Raw genomic sequence first — 19453 nt, 5'->3', positions numbered from 1 at the left:
CTGGTAGATCGAGACTATGAATCCCGTCACCCCGAAGCAAACCCATGGGGCAAACCGTTACCCACGCGCAACCTAGCGGCATATCGTTCGGTGGAATCTGCCGCGGCTCGCATGATTCTTGCGCCGGGGGGCCTTTGTGCGAGGATTGCTGCATGCCCGCCGCACGACGCCTGCGACTCGAATTGATCGTCGTGCTCGGACTCTCCCTCGGGGCCTCGGCGGTGTATTCGATCGTCGCGCTCGTTGCGAAGCTCACCGAGGAGAAGCCGCTGCGCGACCAGTCCGTCGCCCTGAATCCGTCACGATCGACCCGCGAGTGGCTCGACTTCACCTACCAGTTCCTCGACGTGTTCTTCGGGCTCTTCGTCGTCGCGCTCGCGCTGTACCTGCTGTGGCAGCCCGGCAGGAGCCCGTTCCGTCGAGTCGGCTTCGATCTCACGCGGCCCGGCCGCGACGCGGCATCCGGTCTCCTGCTCGTTGCGGTGATCGGCCTGCCGGGCATCGCCCTCTACGCGGGGGGACGGGCACTCGGCATCACCGTCGCCGTCCAGGCGTCACCGGCCGACTGGTTCTGGTGGACGGTGCCGATACTCCTGTTCCGGGCGCTCGAGGCGGCGCTCACCGAGGAGATCATCGTCGTCGGCTACCTGTTCACGCGACTGCGTGAGCTCGGCGTGGGGCCATGGACCACGATCATCTCGAGCGCGCTTCTCAGGGGCAGCTATCACCTCTACCAGGGCATCGGGCCGTTCGTGGGCAATGCGCTGATGGGCGTGCTCTTCGGATGGTGCTATGAGCGCTGGGGCCGGACGATGCCGCTCGTCATCGCGCACTGGATCCTCGACGTCGTGTCGTTCGTCGGCTACCCGCTCGCCGTGGGCTGGTGGCCCGAGTTCTTCGCTCCGCCGGCGGGTTGAGGCTCGGTTCGACGAGACGGATGCCGCGACCGCTTCGACTGCGGCACGTGCTCGCTGCCCGCGAGTGCCACCACCGTCGCGGGCATGACCGGCAAGGCCTCCTCGGGCGGCTCGACCCGGAGATCGGAATCCGCTGCCCGCACCCTGGCGCCGTCGATCCAGCTGGCACGGCTCGGGGTGCAGACCGCCGAGAACGTCTCACCGGCGTAGAACCCGCTGCGGGAGAGGTCGCTGAACGACTCGGCGCGGCGCAGGGCGGCGGCAAGCGCCGGATTGCGGCGATCAAGGAGTCCGGCGCGCTGTTCGAGACCGAAAGTGCGAGAGCCGGCCAGCGTGCAACCTACCATGACGGCCACGAATGCGACCGTGGCGACTGCGGCGATGAGATCGATCATGTGCGCCCCCAAAATGCGAGAGAACCTCAGTGTACTCCCGGGTCCGGTGAGCGGGACCGCCCGGATCCGCCGCGTCGCGATCGCGTCGAGCATGGAGCCTGCGGCACCGATCCCGGCCGCCACAGTCCCCGGAGAGGAACGGAACCATGGACCTCGCACACGCGTTCGTCGCGCAGTTCGTCACGGCGCGCGCCACCGACCGCCGCTTCGCCGCGACGCAGGCCGAGATCCGTGACGCCGAGCGCCGGGTCGCCGCCCGCCGCAGCCAGGCAGTCGGATCATCCGGCCGGGGCGAGTATTCGGAGCGCGGCCGCCACGCCGCGCCCCGCCAGGCTCACGCGTGATCGGTCAGCCTCCGATCTTCTCCCCCGCGGGCGTCAGCACCCACCACACGTCGTTCACGCCCTGCCCGTTGATGTCGCCGGGAGCCTCGTCGCCGGCGAAGTAGTAGAGCGGCCAGCCGTTGAGCGTCACCTGGGTCTTGCCGTCGACGCCCTCGATCGTGCCGATCTCTCCGTCGATGCCCTCGGCCACCGGCGGGTCGTCGGAATCCGCCGTCACCGCGGGCCAGTTGGTCGCGCACGCGCCTTCGCACGAGCTCGAATCGCCGCCCTGCGTGTCGTTGTCGAACATGTAGACGGTCATCCCGTCGGCGTCGACGACGATCTCACCCAGGTCGGAATCGGTGGTCGTGAGGAGCGCATCCGTCTCCATCGATTCGGTCTCGGGCGCCTCGGTCTCGATCGACGTGTCGTCGTCGACCGGCTCCTGTGTGGCGGGGCTCGTGCATCCGGAGAGTGCGACGGCGAGGGCCGCGACGGCCACCCCGGTGATGATGCGGAGCTTCATGGTGTTCCCCTTCTCGTTCATGACCGCGCAAGGCGGTGTCGAAGGGAACACGATGCCGACGGCTCGACGGTTCATCCCTGCCCTCAATCAGGGTCGCCGACCAGCAGCACATCCCCACTGCCGAGCGCGCGCACCTCGAGCGATGCGATCTCCTCGAGGCCCAGTGAGGTACCCGCCTCGAGCCGAGCGGTCTTCCCCGGGTTGGCACGCCAGCTCGAAACTTCACTGCTGTTGCCATCGCGATCGACGACGTACAGGGCATACGGCCATCCGCCCTCGGGCGCCGTCGACCGTCCGGCGTCGCCGTAGCTGCAGTCGAGCTCGATGCGTGTTCCCCACCCGACCTGCGTCAGGGTCGCGATCGCGGAGACCGGGACATCCGTCACGGCGTCGAACGCAACCGTCTGAGCGTCGGCCGCCGGGCGGACGAGCGCGAGCGGAACGAGGATCGCGGTCAGCACCACGACGACGGCGGCAGCCGCGGCGACCAGCCCGAGCCGCATGCGGCGGAGGCGGCGACGGCGCCCCTCACGACGTACTGCGACGAGCAACTCGGGTCGAGGTGCGGGCAGGGCGCCCGCCGGCTCCTCGAGCAGCACCGCGGCGCGCTCGGGCGTCAGCCGGGCGAGCAGGCCCGGAATCGGCGTGAGCTCGGCGACGGATCGCCGGCACAGCTCGCACGACTCGAGGTGCTCCTCGTACTCGCGGCGCTCTGCAGGCGAGAGGGCGCCGAGCACGTAGGCCGAGTCCCATTCGGCGAAGCGCGCGTGATCGGGGTTCATCGCGTGACTCCCTTCTCCTGCATCGCGAGACGGAGGGCCTTGAGTCCGTAATGCAGGCGCGATTTCACGGTGCCCTCGGGAATGGCGAGCCGCCGCGCGACCTCCGCGATGCTGCATCCGCCGTAATACGCGTGCACGATGACCGCCCGGTGCTCGTAGTCGAGTGCGGCGAGCGCCTCCTCCACGAGGAGACTCTCGAACAGCGCATCCGTGAGGTCCTCGTGCCCGCGCTCGGGCACGTCGGCCACGCCGATCTCATGGCGACGGCGGGCGCTGCGCACCTCGTCGATCACGAGGTTCCGCGCGACCGTGAACATCCACGACCTCGTCGACGCCGGCTCCTGGGCGAGGATCCGCGGACTCCGCCACGCGCGGAGCAGCGTCTCCTGCACGATGTCGTCGGCACCCGCCGGGTCGCCCGTGAGGTGCACGACGTAGCGCCAGACCGATGGTGCGTGGGCGTCATACAGCGCGACGAGCCGGCTGTCGTCTTCTGGCGGCATCCGTCACCTCCTGCCGATCACAACGAGGCGGCGGGGCGAACGGTTCATCATGCGCCCGGATGAACCGAGCGGGCGGCCGCATCGTGTCCTCACCATGGATGCTTCGGAGATCGTCGGAATCGCAGCGGAGGATGTGCTCCAGGTCGCGGGCCTCCCGCTCCACCCGCTCATCGTGCACGCCGTGGTCGTGCTCACACCGCTCACAGTACTCGCGCTGCTCCTCGGCACGTTCTGGCCTTCGGCGCGACGGCGCCTCGGCATCGTGACGCCGCTCGGGGCGCTCGTCGTGCTCGTGCTCGTGCCGATCACCGTGCTCGCCGGCCAGACGCTCGCCGAGGTGATCGGCCCGATCCCCGCCGTGGAGCGTCACCGAGGGCTCGGGGAGATGCTCCTGCCGTGGGCGATCGCGCTCTTCGTCGTCGCCGCGGCGCAGTGGGCGTGGTTCCGCTTCGGCGACGCACGCATTCGCGAGGGGTCGCCGACCGCTGCCCGCGCCGTCGTGATCGGGCTCGCCGCGGCATCCGTCGTCGTCGGTGTCGGCACGGTCGTGCTGCTCGTGCTCATCGGCGACTCGGGATCCCGTGCGGTGTGGGGCGGGATCTTGGGCTGAGGTCGGCGGCGTCGGAGTCACGTCCCCGGGTCTGCCGCAGCATGCTTCGCGGCGCGATGCGCCGCGAGTGCTCCTGCTCCGCCTTTCGTGAACTGGCGTGTCGCTACGCGCCACGCCTGTTCACGCGAACGCCGCTCCTTCGTCGCGGCGTGAGGCCGCCGTGCCCATCGGTCGGCGTCCGCTACGCGAACGCCGCTCCTTCGTCGCGGCGTGAGGCCGCCGTGCCCATCGGTCGGCGTCCGCTACGCGAACGCCGCTCCTTCGTCGCGGCGTGAGGCCGCCGTGCCCATCGGTCGGCGTCCGCTACGCGAACGCCTCCACCGGCGGGCAGGCGCACACGAGGTTGCGGTCGCCATAGGCCTGGTCGATGCGCCGCACGGGGGCCCAGTACTTGTTGCGCACGAGCGAGTGCACGGGGTAAACGGCCTGCTCGCGCGAGTACGGATGCGCCCACTCCCCCGCGATCACCGATTCGGCCGTGTGCGGTGCGTTGCGGAGCGGGTTGTCGTCGGCCGGCCAGACGCCGCGGCCCACGGCATCCGCCTCGGCCTTGATCGCGATCATCGCCTCGACGAACCGGTCGAGCTCGGCGAGGTCCTCCGACTCGGTGGGCTCGACCATGAGGGTGCCTGCGACCGGGAACGACATCGTCGGCGCGTGGAAGCCGTAGTCGATGAGGCGCTTGGCGACGTCGTCGACGCTGACCCCGGTCTCGGCGGCGAGGGGACGCAGGTCGAGGATGCACTCGTGGGCCACGAGCCCGTTGTCGCCCGTGTAGAGCACCGGGAAGTGGTCGCGGAGCCGCACGGCGACGTAGTTCGCGGCGAGCACCGCGGTGGCGGTTGCCTGCGTGAGGCCCTCGGAGCCCATCATGCGCACGTAGGCCCACGAGATCGGCAGGATCGAGGGACTCCCGTACGGTGCAGCCGAGACCGGCCCGCCGTCGTGCGTCACGCCTCCGGAGTGGTCGGAGCGCTGGGCGAGCGGATGCCCCGGCAGGTACGGCGCGAGGTGCGCCTTCGCCGCGACCGGCCCGACACCCGGGCCACCGCCGCCGTGCGGGATGCAGAACGTCTTGTGCAGGTTCAGGTGCGACACGTCGCCGCCGAAGTCGCCGAAGCGCGCGTAGCCGAGCAGGGCGTTGAGGTTCGCGCCATCGACGTACACCTGGCCGCCGGCATCGTGCACGGCTTGCGTGATCTGCTTCACCTCGTGCTCGTAGACGCCGTGCGTCGACGGGTAGGTGATCATGAGCGCGGCGATGCCGGCGGCGTGCTCGGCGATCTTCGCGCGCAGGTCGTCGAGGTCGACGTTGCCGAGCTCGTCGCACGCCACGACGACGACGCGCATGCCGGCGAGCACTGCGGATGCCGCGTTCGTGCCGTGTGCGCTCGAGGGGATCAGGCAGATGTTGCGCGACTCTTCGCCGTTCGCGCGGTGGTAACCGCGGATCGCGAGGAGGCCGGCGAGCTCGCCCTGGCTGCCCGCGTTCGGCTGCAGCGACACCGTGTCGTACCCCGTGACCTCCGCGAGCCAGCGCTCGAGCTGCTCGATGAGCGCGAGCGAGCCGACGACGTCGGCCTCTGGCGCGAACGGGTGCAGGTTCGCGAATTCGGGCCACGTGACCGATTGCATCTCGGTGGCCGCGTTCAGCTTCATCGTGCACGAGCCGAGCGGGATCATGCCCCGGTCGAGCGCGTAGTCGCGGTCGGCGAGCTGCTTGAGGTAGCGCATCATCTGCGTCTCGGACTGGTGCGTGTTGAAGACGGGGTGTTCGAGGTAGCCGCTCGTGCGGCGGAGCTCTGCGGGCAGGCTGCCGGGCAGCGTGCGGAGGTTCACGGGCACCGGCGTGTGCGGGTCGAACCCGAAGGCCTCGACCACGAGCGACAGCTCGGCTTCGGTCGTCGTCTCGTCGACGGCGATGTGCACGGTCGACTCGTCGCCCGGCCACACGTTCACGCCGAGTTCTCGGGCGCGCTCGACGACGTTGCCGGCGAGACCGGGCACGTGCACTCGGATCGTGTCGAAGTACTCGGCGTGCGCGAGCGCCAGCCCATACCCCGAGAGCACGTCGGCGAGTGCCTTCGCCTTCGCCGCGGTCGAGACGGCGATGTGCCGGATGCCGCGTGGCCCGTGGTACACCGCGTACATCGACGCCATCACGGCGAGCAGCACCTGGGCGGTGCAGATGTTCGAGGTCGCCTTCTCGCGGCGGATGTGCTGTTCGCGCGCCTGCAGGCTCAATCTATAGGCGGGGTGGCCCGCGGCATCCTGCGAGACGCCGACGAGCCGGCCCGGCAACTGACGCTCGAGTCCCTTGCGCACGGCCATGTAGCCCGCGTGCGGCCCGCCGAAGCCCATCGGCACGCCGAATCGCTGCGTGGTACCCACCGCGACATCCGCGCCGAGCTCGCCGGGGCTCGTGAGGAGCGCCATCGCGAGCAGGTCGGCCGCGACGACGGCGAGCGCGCCCTGCGACTTCGACGCGGCGATGACGGATGCCGGATTCCATACCCTGCCCGACGCGCCCGGGTACTGCACGAACACGCCGAAGTGCTCGCCGAGATCCTCGAGGCGAGGACCCTCGCCGCCCTCCGCGGCGAGCTCCGCGAGCGGCGCGATGACGAGGTCGATGCCGACCGCCTCGGCCCGGGAGACGAGCAGGGCGTGCGTCTGGGGCAAGGCGTCGGAGTCGACGATGAAGCGATTCGACGGGGACTTCGAGGCGCGACGGGCCAGCAGCATCCCCTCGACGACCGCGGTGCCCTCGTCGAGCATCGACGAGTTCGCGGTGTCGAGCCCCGTGAGGTCGGACACCATCGTCTGGAAGTTGATGAGCGCCTCGAGCCGGCCCTGCGAGATCTCGGGCTGGTAGGGCGTGTAGGCCGTGTACCAGCTCGGGTTCTCGAGCACGTTCCGCTGGATGACCGACGGGGTGATCGTGCCCGAGTAGCCGAGCCCGATCATCGACGTGCGCACGGTGTTCTGCTCGGCGAGCTCGGCGAGCTCGGCGAGGGCCTCGCGCTCGGTCGCCGCGGCGGGGATCGCCGACTCGAGCACCTCGCCCATGCGGATCGACGACGGCACGGCCGCGGCCATGAGCTCGTCGAGCGACTCGTAGCCGACCTCGGCGAGCATGCGCCCGTGGTCGGCCGGCGTCGTGCCGATGTGACGACGTCCGAACGCGTCGACGTCGAAGGCCGAGGAGGCCTGCTGCATGGTGGGTCCTTTGCTGTCGGTCGGGATTGCTTGGCGAGCGCCGGCGCTACTCGCCGACGAGCGCGCGGTACTCGTCGTGGCTGAGGAGCTTCGGCAGCGACGTCGTCGACACCTTGATGAGCCAGCCCTCGCCGAACGGGTCGCTGTTCACGAGCTCGGGCGAGTCGACGACCGCCTGGTTCGCTTCGACGATCTCGCCGTCGACGGGGGCGAACAGCTCGCCGACGGACTTCGTGGACTCGATCTCGCCGATGACGGTGCCGGCGGTGACCGTGCTGCCCGCAACGGGAAGGTCGACGTAGACCACGTCACCGAGCTTCTCGGCCGCGTAGTCGGTGATGCCGATGGTCGCGACGTCGCCGTCGACCCGGATCCACTCGTGTTCTTCCGTGTACTGCAGGGCGGTCTGGTCGGTCATGGGATGCTCCTCGAGGTTCGTCGGTCGTGCGTTTGGGTGGTCAGGCGGTGCGCTTGTAGAAGGGCAATGCGACGACGGATGCCGGCACGCGCGTGCCCCGCACGTCGAGGTACAGCTCGCGGCCGGTCTCCGCGGCATCCGGTGCCACGAACGCCATCGCGATGGGGTGGCCGAGCGTCGGCGAGAGCGCGCCGCTCGTCACGACGCCGACGCGAGCGGAATCGGCACCGTCGCCGTCGAAGACCTCGTAGCCGGCGCGGCCCGCGCGACGCCCCTCGGCGGCGAGACCGACGAGCACCGGGGCATCCGCCGCAGGCCCCGCCTCGATCGCGGCCCGGCCGACGAAGTCCCCGTCTTTCGAGAGCGCGACGACGCGGCCGAGTCCGGCCTGCACAGGCAGGATGTCGCGGCTGAGCTCGTGCCCGTAGAGCGGCATGCCCGCCTCGAGGCGCAGCGTGTCGCGGCTCGCGAGCCCGGCGGGCACGAGTGCGTGCGCGGCGCCCGCCTCGTTGAGGGCCTCCCACAACGCGGTGGCGTGCTCGGGTGCGATGTAGAGCTCGAAGCCGTCTTCGCCCGTGTAGCCCGTGCGGGCGATGAGCACCGGCTCACCACGGAAGGCGCCGGCGATCGCACGATAGTAGCGGAGGGAGGCGAGGGCTTCTGGCACGTCCTCCCCGTCGGGGTGTCCGCCCTCGATCGTGAACCCGGGGGTGGCGAGCAGGATCTCACGCGACGCCGGCCCCTGCACGGCGATGAGCGCGATGTCGTCGCTCTCGTCGTAGACGTTGGTGTCGAAGCCGTCGGCGCGGGCACGCAGCTCGTCGGCGACGACCTCGCGGTTCGACGCGTTCGCGACGACCATGTAGCGATCGTCGCCCGTGCGGTACACGACGAGGTCGTCGATGATGCCGCCGTCGTCGGCGAGGAGCAGCGAGTACTTCGCCTGGCCGATCTCGATCGCCGAGAGCTTGCCGGCGAGCGCGAAGTCGAGCGCTGCCGCGGACTCGGGTCCGATGAGCACGATCTCGCCCATATGAGAGAGGTCGAAGATGCCGGCGGCGGTGCGCACGGCGTGGTGCTCGGCGAGATCGCTCGAGTATCGGACCGGCATCTGCCAGCCGGCGAAGTCGGTGAAGGAGGCACCCGCGGCGCGGTGCACCCCATCGAGGGGGCTGAGTCGTTCGGTCACGAGAGCTCTCCAGAGTCGCAAGACGGTCGGCGGATGCCGCTGGGAACTCCCCCTCTGTCATGGGCCTGAGAGTTTCACGCGAGGTTCGCGCTTTCACCTTCGGCGGGATGTGGCGGGAATGCCCGATCCGCTTTTCAGAGTGGCCTGTTCATCGCGGTGTGTGACCTGAGAGATTGGCGGGGAGGCTTGCTCCTTCGGTGCCGGCCAGTGCTGCGTTCAACAGAACTGCCGGCTCTCCCGCGATGCGTCGATGGCCCGGTGTGAGGTTGTACCGCTGATCCTAGCCGACGGCGGCTCTCCTCGGCGGGCGAGCGTGGAGTGTCACGGGAGTGTCACGGGGCGCCGGGATTCGCGCGGCGCGCGGCATCCGCTCGCCTGTGGCCGACTTCTGGTCGGCTCACTCGGGCCGGTTGCCGTGCCCGTCGTGCTCGAACGGGGTCGTGACGCCCTCGTAGGCGAGCGTCATCATCATCCCGGCGGCCGCGTGGGACAGATCGTGGCAGTGGTCCATCCAGATGCCGGGGTTGTCGGCGATGAGTGCGAGCTCCCAGACCTCGCCGGGGCGCACGTCGACGGTGTCGAGCCAGAGCGGCGCGCCCGTGGCGGCGACGCCGTCGCGTGAGAGCACGAGCACGTGATGGCCGTGCACGTGCATGGGGTGCACGTCGAAGCCGCGGTTGGCGATCGTGATCTTCACCACGTCGCCCTCACGCACCTCGATCGGGGCGATGTGCGGGAACACTGCACCGTTCACGGCGTACGCGTAGTCGGGCGCGCCGCCGACGAATCGCGGGAGACGGTCGAGCACGAGGTCGGCTTCGGCAGTGAAGCGGCCGAGCTCGGGGCGGGCGCCCTCGCCGTACGCGAGCAGGTCGAGTTCTGGGACGTCGGTCACCTCGCGCGGCACTCGGGCGGTCTCGTCCGCGTCGGCCCCGGCGCCGGCGCCGGGCGGAGCGATGACGACGACGGATGCCGCAGAGAGGTCGGTCTCGAACCGCACCGCCTCGGCGGGCATCGTGAACACGAGATCGGCACGTGCGCCCGCGCCGAGCCGAACCGACCGATGCTCGAGCGCCTCGCCCCCGCTGAGGTCCCTGCCGTCGACCGCGGCGACGCGGAACGGCGCTCCGGCGAGCGTCACGCGGATCGGCGACTGCTCGGTGTTGGCGACCCGGAGCCGCACGGCCTCGCCCTCCTCGGCGGTGAACGACTGCAGCCCGTCGGTCGCGCCGATCACGACCTCGCCGCCGATGCGATGCACTGGGAGGGCGAGGTCGAGCGACTCGGCGACGCCTCCTTCGGGCTCGACGACGAGCATCCCGTAGAGTCCGCGGCGCACCCCTTCGGAGGAGGCCTGGTGAGTGTGGTACCAGTACGTGCCCGGCTCGTCGGCGATGAAGCGGTACGTGAACCGCTCCCCGGGAGCGAGGGCATCCTGCGTGACGCCCGCGACGCCGTCCTCGCCATTCGGCACGTCGTAGCCGTGCCAATGCACCGTTACCCCGTCGTCGATGTCGCGGTTCTCGAGCGAGACCTCGACGAGCTCGCCCTCCGTGACCCGCAGCTCGGGGCCGGCGACGGTGTCGCCGCCGAAGCCCCACGCCTCGACGCGTTCGCCCGACGCGAGCGTCACGTCATGGCGGGAAGCGGTCAGCTCGACGGCGTGCACCTCGCCCGGTGCGTCGTCGGGCGTGCGGAGCGCGGTCACGGCCACGGCTGGGTCACCACCGGTCGGCGCGGATGGTCCGTGGAGGTGTTGACCTGACGCCTCGATGGTCGGCGCCGCCGTGTCCGAGAGCCACGACCACCCGGCCGCGCCGACGAGGAGCACGGCAAGGAGTCCTGCGAAGCCGGCTGTGGCGCGGCGACCGCGGTGCCCGAGGAGTGCCCACGTGAGGCCGGTCGCGAGTACCACGGCGGCCGCGAGCACGGCGGTCGCGACGGGCTGCGGCGGATACCCGACGAGCCATGTGGCGAGGACGGCCGCGGTCATGGCGTACGCGCCGCCGAGCATGAGGGTCCGAGCGAGGAGCACCCGGCTGCCGCGAAGCCACCAGACGATGCCCACCCTGCTCGCCACCAGTCCGACCAGCTGGAGGGGCACGCCGACCACGATCTTCTCCCCGGCGAACCACCACCCGCGCCCGGCGAGGACCACCGCGATCGCGGCGGCCGCAGCGAGCGCGATCGTGCCGCCCGCGGCGAGCGCGAGCACCGTCATCCGTTCGCGCCGGCTCGGTCCAGCCGCCGGCGATCCCGCGCTGAAGCCCGCACCGAGCCAGAGCCCTGCACCGGCGATGCCGGCGAAGGACTGCAGCAGGAGGAGGACCGTGGTGGTCATCGCGCCTTCACTGCTCCGATGGTGCGCCAGGTGAGATCGTGTGGTGGCCCCGCCGGATCAGGCGCTCGGCGCGGCGGCGGGAGCTTCCTCCGCCTCGCCCACCGGCGTGCCGGTCTTCGCGGGCGGCCCTTCACGAACCAGCCGCCGGGCGCGCACGATGAAGAGCACGCCGAGGAGCAGGATGGCCGTGCCGTTCACCGCGTGGAGCGAGAGGACCAGCGTGGCTGCCAGCGACGGGGGCGTCGATTCGTCGAGACCGAAGATCAGCCCTGTGACGATGAACAGCACCGTCTGGAACAGGAGGAGCACGAGCGGCAGCACGCTCAGCCAGATGGTGCGCCTGCCCGCCCGGGCGAGCGCGGCGCTGATGATGAGCAGGATCGCGAGGATCGGCAGCACGACGCGGCCGTTGGTGCCGTGCCAGTTGAAGAGTTCGGACTCGGGGTCGGAGAAGACGCCGACGGCGGCGAAGTAGAGCTGGAGAACGACGGCTGCCGTGAAGAGTACGGCGACGGTCAGGAACAGTTTGCGCATTGGGACACCTCTCGGGTAAGGCGGCACTTCGGTTCGGGTGCCCGGCGTTCGGCTTCAGACGCCGGCACAGAACCATGCTTGCGTCGTGGGCTCCCTTGCACATCAGTGGTAGTACGCAGCCGCAGCCGCTGCAATCCCTCATCGTGGGCACAAGCGTCATGCAATTCGCGTTCAGGTCACAATGACTGTAAGCTGTCACCATACTTCGAGTCGATCCGACTCGAAGATCTTCGAGCAGGAGGTGACGGATGCCGCGACCTGACGAAGCAGGCGCGCAGGCGCGTCTCGCGGTCTCGACCGTCATCTTCGCGCTCAGCCCCGACGCGGGCGCCGCCGCGCCGAGCCTCCGGATCCCCCTCGTGCGACGACTCCGCGAGCCGGGCGCCGGGCGCTGGGCCCTCCCAGGCGGATGGCTCCCCGTCGATGAAGGACTCGACGAGGCGGCGGGCCGCACGCTCAACGAGACCACGGGACTCGCCCCGACCTACCTCGAGCAGCTCTACACCTTCGGCGCACCCGACCGCTCCCCCGACGAGCGCGTGGTCTCCGTCGTCTATTGGGCGCTCGTGCACTCCGACGAGGTCGAACGTGCCGTCAGCGACGAGAACGTGTGCTGGTTCGACGAAGACGACCTGCCCGAGCTCGCGTTCGACCACCTCGAGATCCTCGAGTACGCGCTCTGGCGGCTCCGCACGAAGCTGCAGTACTCCCGCATCGCGCACGCGCTGCTCGGTGAGGTGTTCACGATGGCCGAGCTCCGCGGCGTGCACGAGGCAGTGCTCCGCACGCGGCTCGATCCCGCGAACTTCCGCCGCACCATGGAGGCGTCGGGCACCCTCGTCGACACGGGGCAGCGCCTTGCGGGCACGCCGCACCGGCCTCCCGCCCTCTACCGCTTCGACACCGCGTCTGCGCGCCGCGGCGATCCGATCCACCACATCACCCGAACGAGGAACGCGTCATGACCATCGCCCCTCCCGCCAGCGACGTGCGCGCCGCGGCATCCGTCGACCGCTCGATCCGCCTGATCGCGAAGGGCGCGAGCGGCGGCGAGACCTGCTCCCCCGAACTCGCGAAAGGGCCCTGGGAGTTCGACGCCGGCCCCTCGGGCTACGGCCCCGGATCATCGATGGGCGACGTCATCCCCACGGGCTCCCCTCGCCAGGGCGCGCTGCCCGAGGCGTACCGCACGGCGAGCGACGCCGAGCTGCATGATCGCATCCTCGCCGCCAAGGCGACCCTCGGCGATCGCGTCGTCGTGCTCGGCCACTTCTACCAGCGCGACGAGGTCATCGAGCACGCCGACTTCACCGGCGACTCGTTCCAGCTCGCGAACGCCGCGAAGGGCCGCCCCGACGCCGAGGCGATCGTCTTCTGCGGCGTGCATTTCATGGCCGAGACGGCCGACCTGCTCTCGCGGCCCGAACAGGCCGTGATCCTCCCGAACCTCGCCGCGGGCTGCTCGATGGCCGACATGGCCGACGAGTCGAGCGTCGAGGAGTGCTGGGAGCAGCTCGCCGAGATCTACGGCGACCTCGCCCAGCCCGACGCCGACGGCCGCGTGCCGGTCATCCCCGTCACGTACATGAACTCCTCGGCGGCGCTCAAGGGCTTCGTCGGCCGCAACGGCGGCATCGTGTGCACCTCGTCGAACGCGAAGACGGTGCTCGAGTGGGCGTTCGGGCGCGGGCAGCGCGTGCTCTTCTTCCCCGACCAGCACCTCGGCCGCAACACCGCGAAGGCGATGGGCGTGCCGGTCGAGCAGATGCCGATGTGGAACCCGCGCAAGCCGCTCGGCGGCAGCACCGCGGCCGAGCTCGAAGACGCCCGCGTCATCCTGTGGCACGGCTTCTGCTCGGTGCACCGGCGCTTCACGGTCGACCAGATCGCGAAAGCCCGCGAGGAGCACCCCGGCGTTCAGGTGATCGTGCACCCCGAGTGCCCGATGCCGGTCGTCGACGCAGCGGATGCCGCAGGCTCGACCGACTTCATCGTCAAGGCGATCCAGGCGGCGCCTGCCGGGTCGACCTTCGCGATCGGCACCGAGATCAACCTCGTGCAGCGACTCGCCGCGGAGTATCCGCAGCACACGATCTTCTGCCTCGACCCCGTCGTGTGCCCGTGCTCGACGATGTACCGAATTCACCAGGGCTACCTCGCGTGGGTGCTCGAGGAGCTCGTCGCCGGCCGGGTCGTGAATCGCATCACCGTGCCCGATGACGTGGCCGATCCGGCGCGTCTCGCTCTCGAGCGGATGCTCGCGGCGAAGCCGCCGGCAGCCGTTGTCGCCGCGACCACGGGGGCCTGACATGGCACGCGTGCTCGTCATCGGCGGCGGCATCGCCGGACTCTGGACGGCGGTGAAGGCCACGGATGCCGGGCACACGGTCGAGCTCGTCACGAAGGCCGAGCTCGCCGAGGGCAACACCCGCTACGCGCAAGGCGGCATCGCCGCGGCGCTCTTCCCCGACGACTCGGCGCAGCGGCATTTCGCCGACACGATGGAGGCGGGCGCGGGCCTCGCCGATCCCGCGGCCGTGCAGGTGCTCTCCACCGAGGGCCCCGCGCGGGTCCGCGACCTCATCCGCTTCGGCGTGGAGTTCGACCGCGACGAGTCGGGGCTCGCCCGCGGGCTCGAGGCTGCGCACTCCCGCGCCCGCGTGATGCACGCCGGCGGCGACGCCACGGGTTCGGCGATCGAGTCGGCGCTCGTGGCCACGGTGCGCCGCCGTGCCGTGCGGATCGACGAGGGCACGATGCTCGTCGACCTCGTCGTCGAGCGGGGGCGGGTGACGGGAGCGCAACTGCTCGAGGCATCCGGAACCCTCGTCGAGCGCCGGGCCGACGTCGTCGTGCTCGCCACCGGAGGCAGCGGATGCCTTTACCGGTATACGACGAATCCCGTGGTGGCCACCGGCGATGGCGTCGCGGCGGCCTGGCGGGCGCGCGCGCTCATCGCCGACCTCGAGTTCACGCAGTTCCACCCCACCGCGCTCGCGGCACCGGGCACCCCCCTCATCTCCGAGGCGGTGCGCGGCGAAGGCGCCGTCGTGCGCGATCGCGACGGCCGCCGCTTCCTCGACGAGGTCGACGCACGCGGCGAGCTCGCGCCGCGCGACATCGTCGCCCGCGCCGTCTGGCGTCGCACGGTCGAGCAAGGCGGCGACCCCGTGTTCCTCGACGCGACGGCGCTCGGAGCGGCGTTCCTCGCGAGAAGGTTCCCCGGGCTCGACACGGCGTGCCGTGCCGCCGGATTCGACTGGTCGCGCGAGCCCGTGCCGATCACGCCGGCCGCCCACTACGCAATGGGCGGCGTGGTCACCGACCTCGACGGGCGATCGAGCCTGCCCGGCCTCTTCGCCGTCGGCGAGACCGCCCGGACGGGCGTGCACGGCGCGAACCGCCTCGCATCGAACTCGTTGCTCGAGGCCGCGGTGTTCGCCGATCGCGCCGTGCGAGCGTTCGCGTCGCCCGCTCCCCAAATGCGTGACTCCGGAGCCGACGCGCGACGCGCCCGTCCACACGAGGCAGCGCGCGGCGCGTCGACCGATGCATCCGGAATTGCGCACGAAGCCGGATCAGCGACGACGTTCCGCCGCGACGACCTCCAAGCTGTGATGTGGGAGCACGTCGGGCTCGAGCGCGACGCGAACGGGCTCGCCGCGGCATCCGCTCGCCTCGCTTCGTGGCGCGCGCCCGTCGTGCGCGACCGGCGCAGCGCGGAGGACCGCAACCTCCTCGATCTCGCACGGCTCACCGTCGCCGCCGCGATCGCCCGGCGCGAAAGCGTCGGCGCGCACTTCCGCTCGGACGCGCCCGATTCGGCATACCGATCGATCCCCGAGCAGGAGGCAGCCTGATGACCGACCGCCGCGAGATCGATCGCGTCGTCGGAGCCGCGCTCGACGAGGATGCGCCGTGGGGCGACCTCACCTCCGAGACGCTCATCCCCGCCACGGCGACGGCGACCGCCGAGCTCGTCGCCCGCGAGCCGGGGGTGCTGAGCGGCATCGACGTCTTCGCCGCGGCATTCCGCCTCGTCGACCCGTCGATCGTCGTCGAGCCGCTCGCCGCCGACGGCGACGCGTTCGCGGCCGGTGCCGTGCTCGCTCGAGTGCGCGGATCCGCCCGCGGCATCCTGCGCGCGGAACGCGTCGGGCTCAATCTCGTGCAGCGGATGTCGGGCATCGCCGCGCTCACCGCTCGCTACGTGGCCGCGGTCGCCGGCACCGGCGCGCGCATCGTCGACACCCGCAAGACGACCCCCGGGCTACGCAGTCTCGAACGGCAGGCCGTACGCGACGGCGGCGGCCGCAACCACCGTCGATCGCTCTCCGACGCCGTGATGGCGAAGGACAACCACCTCGCCGTGCTCACCGCGGGCGGCCTCGACCTCGGCGTCGTGCTGCGCGCAGCACGCGAGCGGATGCCGCACACCGCGCACCTCGAGGTCGAGGTCGACCGCCTCGACCAGATCGAGCCCGTGATCGCCGGCGGCGCCGACACCGTGATGCTCGACAACTTCAGCCCCGACGAACTCCGTGAGGGGGTCGCGCTCATCGCCGGACGCGCCGTCGTTGAGGCATCGGGCGGCGTCTCGCTCGACTCGGTCGCGGCGATCGCGGCGACCGGCGTCGACGTCATCTCGGTCGGTGCGCTCACGCACTCGGTGCGCTCGCTCGATCTCGGCCTCGATGTCGTCGTCGCCGCACGCGCCGGCGAGAAGGCGGCGCCCGCATGATCTTCCTCGACCACGCCGCCACCACGCCCGCGCGCCAAGAGGTGCTCGAGGCGATGTGGCCCTACCTCTCGGGCGCGTTCGGCAATCCGTCGAGCCGGCACGGACTCGGCGACGTTGCGGCCCGAGCGCTCGCGGCCGCGAGGGCCGACGTCGCGGCCGTCATCGGATGCCGACCGGGCGACGTCGTCTTCACGAGCGGCGGCACCGAAGCCGACAATCTCGCGGTGAAGGGGCTCGCGCTCGCGAACCCTCGCGGACGGCATCTCGTGATCTCGCCCATCGAGCACGAGGCGGTGCTCGAGTCCGCCTCCTATCTCGCCCGCGTGCACGGCTTCGAGGTCAGCGAGGTCGACGTCGACGAAGGCGGGGTCGTGCGTCCCGAGGCGCTCGCCCGCGTCATCCGCGCCGATACGGCGCTCGTCTCCATCCAGCTCGCGAACAACGAGATCGGCACGGTGCAGCCGATCGCCGAGCTCGCGGCCATCGCGCACGCGGCCGGTGCGCTCATGCACACCGACGCGGTGCAAGCGGCGGGCTGGCTGCCGCTCTCGCTCGACGATCTCGGCGTCGACGCGCTCTCACTGGCCGGGCACAAGGTCGGCGCCCCGAAGGGCACGGGCGCCCTCATCGTGCGCGGCCGTGTACCGCTCGAACCCGTGCTGCACGGCGGCGGCCAGGAGCGCGGGCGACGATCGGGCACTGAGAACGTGGCAGGCGCCGTCGCGTTCGCCACCGCGCTGCGGCTTGCCGAGGAGGAGCGAGCGGATGCCGCTCCACGTGTCGCTGCGCTCGGCGCCGCACTCGCCGCGGCCGTGACCTCCTCGGTTCCGGGCGCCCGGCTCACGGGCGACCCGATGCATCGCCTTCCCGGTACCGTCTCATTCGTCTTCCCCGGCACGAGCGGCGAGGCGGTGCTCCTCGAGCTCGAGCGCGACGGCGTGATCTGCTCGAGTGGCTCGGCCTGCGCGGCGGGCAGCGACGAGCCCTCGCACGTGCTCACCGCGATCGGCATCCCCGGCGAGCTCGCCCAAACGGCGGTGCGGTTCACGCTCGGCGCAGAGACGACCGAGATCGAGATCGCGGATGCCGCGACATCCGTCACCCGAGCAGTGTCGGCGGTGCGCGGTATCGTCACGACATGAGCGATCCCACACCGATCCCCGCCGACGACGAGCGCGCCCCTGGGGCGCCGCCCATCGATGGCCCGGCGCCCGCGCCGTAGACCTCACCGCCTCGCGCAGACGATTCCATACGTTCCGATCCTTCTCGGAATCCGGGAATAGTGCATCATCCTGCGCGGGTTGACCCAGTATTCGACGCTTTTCCCCGGCGCAGCTCTGCGCCGTCATTGATTGGATGCTTTTCCTTGACCGAACGCGCCGCTTCTGAACTCGACGCCGCCGATATCGCTCCAGCAGCGGTCGGCGGTTCGTCCATGCCTGAATTCCACGAACACTCCGACGCCGAAGCACTGCACGGTGCTCGCAACAATCGCGTGATCTGGCTGCTGCTCGCCGCCTCCTTCGTCGTCATCCTCAACGAGACGATCATGGGCGTCGCGATCCCCCATCTCGTCGACGACCTCGAGATCACGATCTCTGCCGCGCAATGGCTCACCACCGCGTTCATGCTCACGATGGCCGTCGTGATCCCGATCACGGGCTTCCTGCTGCAGCGCTTCGCGACGAGACCGATCTTCATCACCGCCATGAGCCTGTTCTCGGCCGGAACCCTCATCGCCGCCCTCGCGCCGGGCTTCGAGGTGCTCCTCCTCGCTCGCGTCGTGCAGGCGAGCGGCACCGCCATCATGATGCCTCTCCTCATGACCACCCTCATGACCCTCGTGGCACCGAGTGATCGGGGCCGGCTCATGGGCCGCGTCACGATCGTGATCTCGGTCGCGCCCGCGATCGGGCCCACGATCTCGGGCCTGATCCTCAACTCCCTCTCGTGGCGGTTCATGTTCTGGCTGGTGCTGCCCATCGCGCTCGTCATGCTCGTCATCGGCATCCGCCGGGTCGAGAACGTGAGCGAACCGCGCGTGATCCCGATCGACGTGTTCTCGGTCGTGCTCTCGGCCTTCGGCTTCGGCGGCATCATCTACGGCCTGAGCCTCGTCGGTGGCGAGGTGAGCGGCACCTCGAACGGCTCGGCCCCGATGTGGATCGCGCTCGCGATCGGCGCGATCGGCATCGCCGCGTTCATCCTGCGCCAGCGCGCACTCCAGCGCGCCGACCGTGCGTTGCTCGATCTGCGCACGTTCCGCTCGACGAACTTCGCCGTCTCCGTCGCCCTCATGACGGTGATGATGGCGGCGCTCTTCGGAACCATCATCCTGCTTCCGATCTACATGCAGAATGTGCTCCATCTCGAGCCCATCGTCACAGGGCTGATGCTCCTCCCCGGTGGCCTCACCATGGGGCTCCTCGGTCCGACGGTCGGCCGCCTGTTCGACCGCTTCGGACCGACTCCACTCATCGTGCCCGGCAGCATCGCGGTGAGCGCGGTGCTGTGGTCGCTCACGATGGTCACCGAGCAGTCGCCGCCGTGGATGCTGCTCATAACGCACGTCGTGCTGTCGGCCGGCCTCGCGTTCATGTTCACGCCGCTCTTCACCTCGGCGCTGGGGTCAGTCGAGCCGCGGCTGTACTCGCACGGCTCGGCGATCGTCGGCACCGTGCAGCAGGTCGCCGGAGCGGCAGGCACTGCGCTGTTCATCACGGTGATGGCGGCGATCACGGCAACCGTCGCGGCCACGGGCGTGTCGTCCGAGATTTCGGAGGCCGCCGGCATCCGCGCCGCATTCCTCGTGGGCGCTATCCTCTCGATCACGGCGATCGTCGGCGCATTCTTCGTGCGCAAGCCGGCCGACATGATGCAGGGTGCGCCAGCGGCGCACTGACGCATCCAGCGACATGACGAAGGGCTCGGCTCACGCCGGGCCCTTCGTCATGT

Annotated in this window: 18 protein-coding genes and 1 riboswitch; of the genes, 9 read left to right on the top strand and 9 right to left on the bottom strand. The window is 70.6% G+C overall.

Annotation, left to right across the window (positions count from 1 at the left end; translation table 11 throughout):
- Positions 1-152: 152 nt before the first annotated feature.
- Positions 153-917 (top strand): CPBP family intramembrane glutamic endopeptidase, encoded by a 765-nt coding sequence (locus J7E25_RS07265; protein ID WP_214869320.1) that lies wholly within the window; start codon positions 153-155, stop codon positions 915-917.
- Here J7E25_RS07265 and J7E25_RS07260 read toward each other — a convergent pair.
- On the bottom strand, positions 863-1312 hold the full coding sequence (locus J7E25_RS07260) for a hypothetical protein (protein ID WP_214869319.1): 450 nt from the start codon (positions 1310-1312) through the stop codon (positions 863-865). The genes J7E25_RS07265 and J7E25_RS07260 overlap by 55 nt on opposite strands.
- Before the next feature lie 146 nt (positions 1313-1458).
- Here J7E25_RS07260 and J7E25_RS07255 point away from each other — a divergent pair, with 146 nt between their 5' ends.
- Positions 1459-1656: a hypothetical protein gene (locus tag J7E25_RS07255; RefSeq protein ID WP_214869317.1), complete on the top strand. Its 198-nt coding sequence runs from the start codon at positions 1459-1461 to the stop codon at positions 1654-1656.
- A gap of 4 nt (positions 1657-1660) precedes the next feature.
- Here J7E25_RS07255 and J7E25_RS07250 read toward each other — a convergent pair whose 3' ends face one another.
- The 3 genes from J7E25_RS07250 to J7E25_RS07240 all read right to left on the bottom strand — a co-directional run bounded on the left by J7E25_RS07250 (position 1661) and on the right by J7E25_RS07240 (position 3446).
- The gene (locus J7E25_RS07250) at positions 1661-2161 is read right to left on the bottom strand and encodes a hypothetical protein (protein ID WP_214869315.1); all 501 of its coding nucleotides are present in this window, start codon (positions 2159-2161) and stop codon (positions 1661-1663) included.
- Positions 2162-2244: 83 nt separating this feature from the next.
- Entirely contained in the window at positions 2245-2943 is a 699-nt protein-coding gene (locus tag J7E25_RS07245; protein ID WP_214869314.1) for an anti-sigma factor, read from the bottom strand.
- On the bottom strand, positions 2940-3446 hold the full coding sequence (locus J7E25_RS07240) for a sigma-70 family RNA polymerase sigma factor (protein ID WP_214869313.1): 507 nt from the start codon (positions 3444-3446) through the stop codon (positions 2940-2942). The genes J7E25_RS07245 and J7E25_RS07240 overlap by 4 nt, the downstream gene beginning before the upstream one ends.
- Positions 3447-3540: 94 nt before the next feature.
- Between J7E25_RS07240 and J7E25_RS07235 the strand changes: the two genes are divergently transcribed.
- On the top strand, positions 3541-4056 hold the full coding sequence (locus J7E25_RS07235) for a DUF2231 domain-containing protein (RefSeq protein WP_214869312.1): 516 nt from the start codon (positions 3541-3543) through the stop codon (positions 4054-4056).
- Positions 4057-4359: 303 nt separating this feature from the next.
- On the opposite strand, the gene gcvP is transcribed toward J7E25_RS07235, so the two are convergent.
- From gcvP to J7E25_RS07210, 5 genes are all read right to left on the bottom strand, one after another.
- Positions 4360-7275: an aminomethyl-transferring glycine dehydrogenase gene (gcvP, locus tag J7E25_RS07230; RefSeq protein WP_214869311.1), complete on the bottom strand. Its 2916-nt coding sequence runs from the start codon at positions 7273-7275 to the stop codon at positions 4360-4362.
- A 46-nt stretch (positions 7276-7321) separates the two neighbouring features.
- Positions 7322-7693, bottom strand: a complete 372-nt coding sequence (gene gcvH / locus J7E25_RS07225; RefSeq protein ID WP_214869310.1) for a glycine cleavage system protein GcvH — start codon at positions 7691-7693, stop codon at positions 7322-7324.
- A 40-nt stretch (positions 7694-7733) separates the two neighbouring features.
- A complete protein-coding gene (gcvT, locus tag J7E25_RS07220) occupies positions 7734-8882 on the bottom strand; it encodes a glycine cleavage system aminomethyltransferase GcvT (RefSeq protein WP_214869308.1) in 1149 nt (382 codons plus the stop codon).
- 144 nt (positions 8883-9026) lie between these two features.
- Positions 9027-9132: riboswitch (glycine riboswitch) on the bottom strand.
- Positions 9133-9279: 147 nt separating this feature from the next.
- Entirely contained in the window at positions 9280-11223 is a 1944-nt protein-coding gene (locus J7E25_RS07215; RefSeq protein ID WP_214869306.1) for a multicopper oxidase family protein, read from the bottom strand.
- Between the two features lie 57 nt (positions 11224-11280).
- Positions 11281-11757 (bottom strand): DUF6220 domain-containing protein, encoded by a 477-nt coding sequence (locus tag J7E25_RS07210; protein WP_214869304.1) that lies wholly within the window; start codon positions 11755-11757, stop codon positions 11281-11283.
- Positions 11758-12005: 248 nt separating this feature from the next.
- Between J7E25_RS07210 and J7E25_RS07205 the strand changes: the two genes are divergently transcribed.
- The 6 genes from J7E25_RS07205 to J7E25_RS07180 all read left to right on the top strand — a co-directional run bounded on the left by J7E25_RS07205 (position 12006) and on the right by J7E25_RS07180 (position 19400).
- On the top strand, positions 12006-12722 hold the full coding sequence (locus J7E25_RS07205) for an NUDIX domain-containing protein (RefSeq protein ID WP_214869302.1): 717 nt from the start codon (positions 12006-12008) through the stop codon (positions 12720-12722).
- Positions 12719-14065, top strand: coding sequence for a quinolinate synthase NadA (nadA, locus tag J7E25_RS07200; protein WP_214869300.1), 1347 nt, complete (start codon positions 12719-12721; stop codon positions 14063-14065). The genes J7E25_RS07205 and nadA overlap by 4 nt, the downstream gene beginning before the upstream one ends.
- Position 14066: 1 nt before the next feature.
- Positions 14067-15617, top strand: a complete 1551-nt coding sequence (gene nadB / locus J7E25_RS07195; RefSeq protein ID WP_214869299.1) for an L-aspartate oxidase — start codon at positions 14067-14069, stop codon at positions 15615-15617.
- On the top strand, positions 15617-16498 hold the full coding sequence (nadC, locus tag J7E25_RS07190; RefSeq protein WP_214869297.1) for a carboxylating nicotinate-nucleotide diphosphorylase: 882 nt from the start codon (positions 15617-15619) through the stop codon (positions 16496-16498). Before nadB ends, nadC begins: the two co-directional genes overlap by 1 nt.
- Positions 16495-17640, top strand: a complete 1146-nt coding sequence (locus tag J7E25_RS07185; RefSeq protein WP_214869295.1) for a cysteine desulfurase family protein — start codon at positions 16495-16497, stop codon at positions 17638-17640. Before nadC ends, J7E25_RS07185 begins: the two co-directional genes overlap by 4 nt.
- Positions 17641-17933: 293 nt before the next feature.
- A complete protein-coding gene (locus J7E25_RS07180; protein WP_214869293.1) occupies positions 17934-19400 on the top strand; it encodes an MDR family MFS transporter in 1467 nt (488 codons plus the stop codon).
- The last annotated feature ends 53 nt before the right edge of the window (positions 19401-19453 follow it).

The organism is Agromyces sp. ISL-38 (genome assembly GCF_018613935.1).
Lineage (GTDB): Bacteria > Actinomycetota > Actinomycetes > Actinomycetales > Microbacteriaceae > Agromyces.
This window is presented reverse-complemented; position numbering and strand designations above follow the sequence as displayed.

Excerpts from the sequence above, each read along its gene's own strand:
- J7E25_RS07265 (WP_214869320.1), top strand. The coding sequence starts at position 153 with ATGCCCGCCGCACGACGCCTGCGACTCGAATTGATCGTCGTGCTCGGA.
- J7E25_RS07260 (WP_214869319.1), bottom strand. The coding sequence starts at position 1,312 with ATGATCGATCTCATCGCCGCAGTCGCCACGGTCGCATTCGTGGCCGTC.
- J7E25_RS07255 (WP_214869317.1), top strand. The coding sequence starts at position 1,459 with ATGGACCTCGCACACGCGTTCGTCGCGCAGTTCGTCACGGCGCGCGCC.
- J7E25_RS07250 (WP_214869315.1), bottom strand. The coding sequence starts at position 2,161 with ATGAAGCTCCGCATCATCACCGGGGTGGCCGTCGCGGCCCTCGCCGTC.
- J7E25_RS07245 (WP_214869314.1), bottom strand. The coding sequence starts at position 2,943 with ATGAACCCCGATCACGCGCGCTTCGCCGAATGGGACTCGGCCTACGTG.
- J7E25_RS07240 (WP_214869313.1), bottom strand. The coding sequence starts at position 3,446 with ATGCCGCCAGAAGACGACAGCCGGCTCGTCGCGCTGTATGACGCCCAC.
- J7E25_RS07235 (WP_214869312.1), top strand. The coding sequence starts at position 3,541 with ATGGATGCTTCGGAGATCGTCGGAATCGCAGCGGAGGATGTGCTCCAG.
- gcvP (WP_214869311.1), bottom strand. The coding sequence starts at position 7,275 with ATGCAGCAGGCCTCCTCGGCCTTCGACGTCGACGCGTTCGGACGTCGT.
- gcvH (WP_214869310.1), bottom strand. The coding sequence starts at position 7,693 with ATGACCGACCAGACCGCCCTGCAGTACACGGAAGAACACGAGTGGATC.
- J7E25_RS07215 (WP_214869306.1), bottom strand. The coding sequence starts at position 11,223 with ATGACCACCACGGTCCTCCTCCTGCTGCAGTCCTTCGCCGGCATCGCC.
- J7E25_RS07210 (WP_214869304.1), bottom strand. The coding sequence starts at position 11,757 with ATGCGCAAACTGTTCCTGACCGTCGCCGTACTCTTCACGGCAGCCGTC.
- J7E25_RS07205 (WP_214869302.1), top strand. The coding sequence starts at position 12,006 with ATGCCGCGACCTGACGAAGCAGGCGCGCAGGCGCGTCTCGCGGTCTCG.
- nadA (WP_214869300.1), top strand. The coding sequence starts at position 12,719 with ATGACCATCGCCCCTCCCGCCAGCGACGTGCGCGCCGCGGCATCCGTC.
- nadB (WP_214869299.1), top strand. The coding sequence starts at position 14,067 with ATGGCACGCGTGCTCGTCATCGGCGGCGGCATCGCCGGACTCTGGACG.
- nadC (WP_214869297.1), top strand. The coding sequence starts at position 15,617 with ATGACCGACCGCCGCGAGATCGATCGCGTCGTCGGAGCCGCGCTCGAC.
- J7E25_RS07185 (WP_214869295.1), top strand. The coding sequence starts at position 16,495 with ATGATCTTCCTCGACCACGCCGCCACCACGCCCGCGCGCCAAGAGGTG.
- J7E25_RS07180 (WP_214869293.1), top strand. The coding sequence starts at position 17,934 with ATGCCTGAATTCCACGAACACTCCGACGCCGAAGCACTGCACGGTGCT.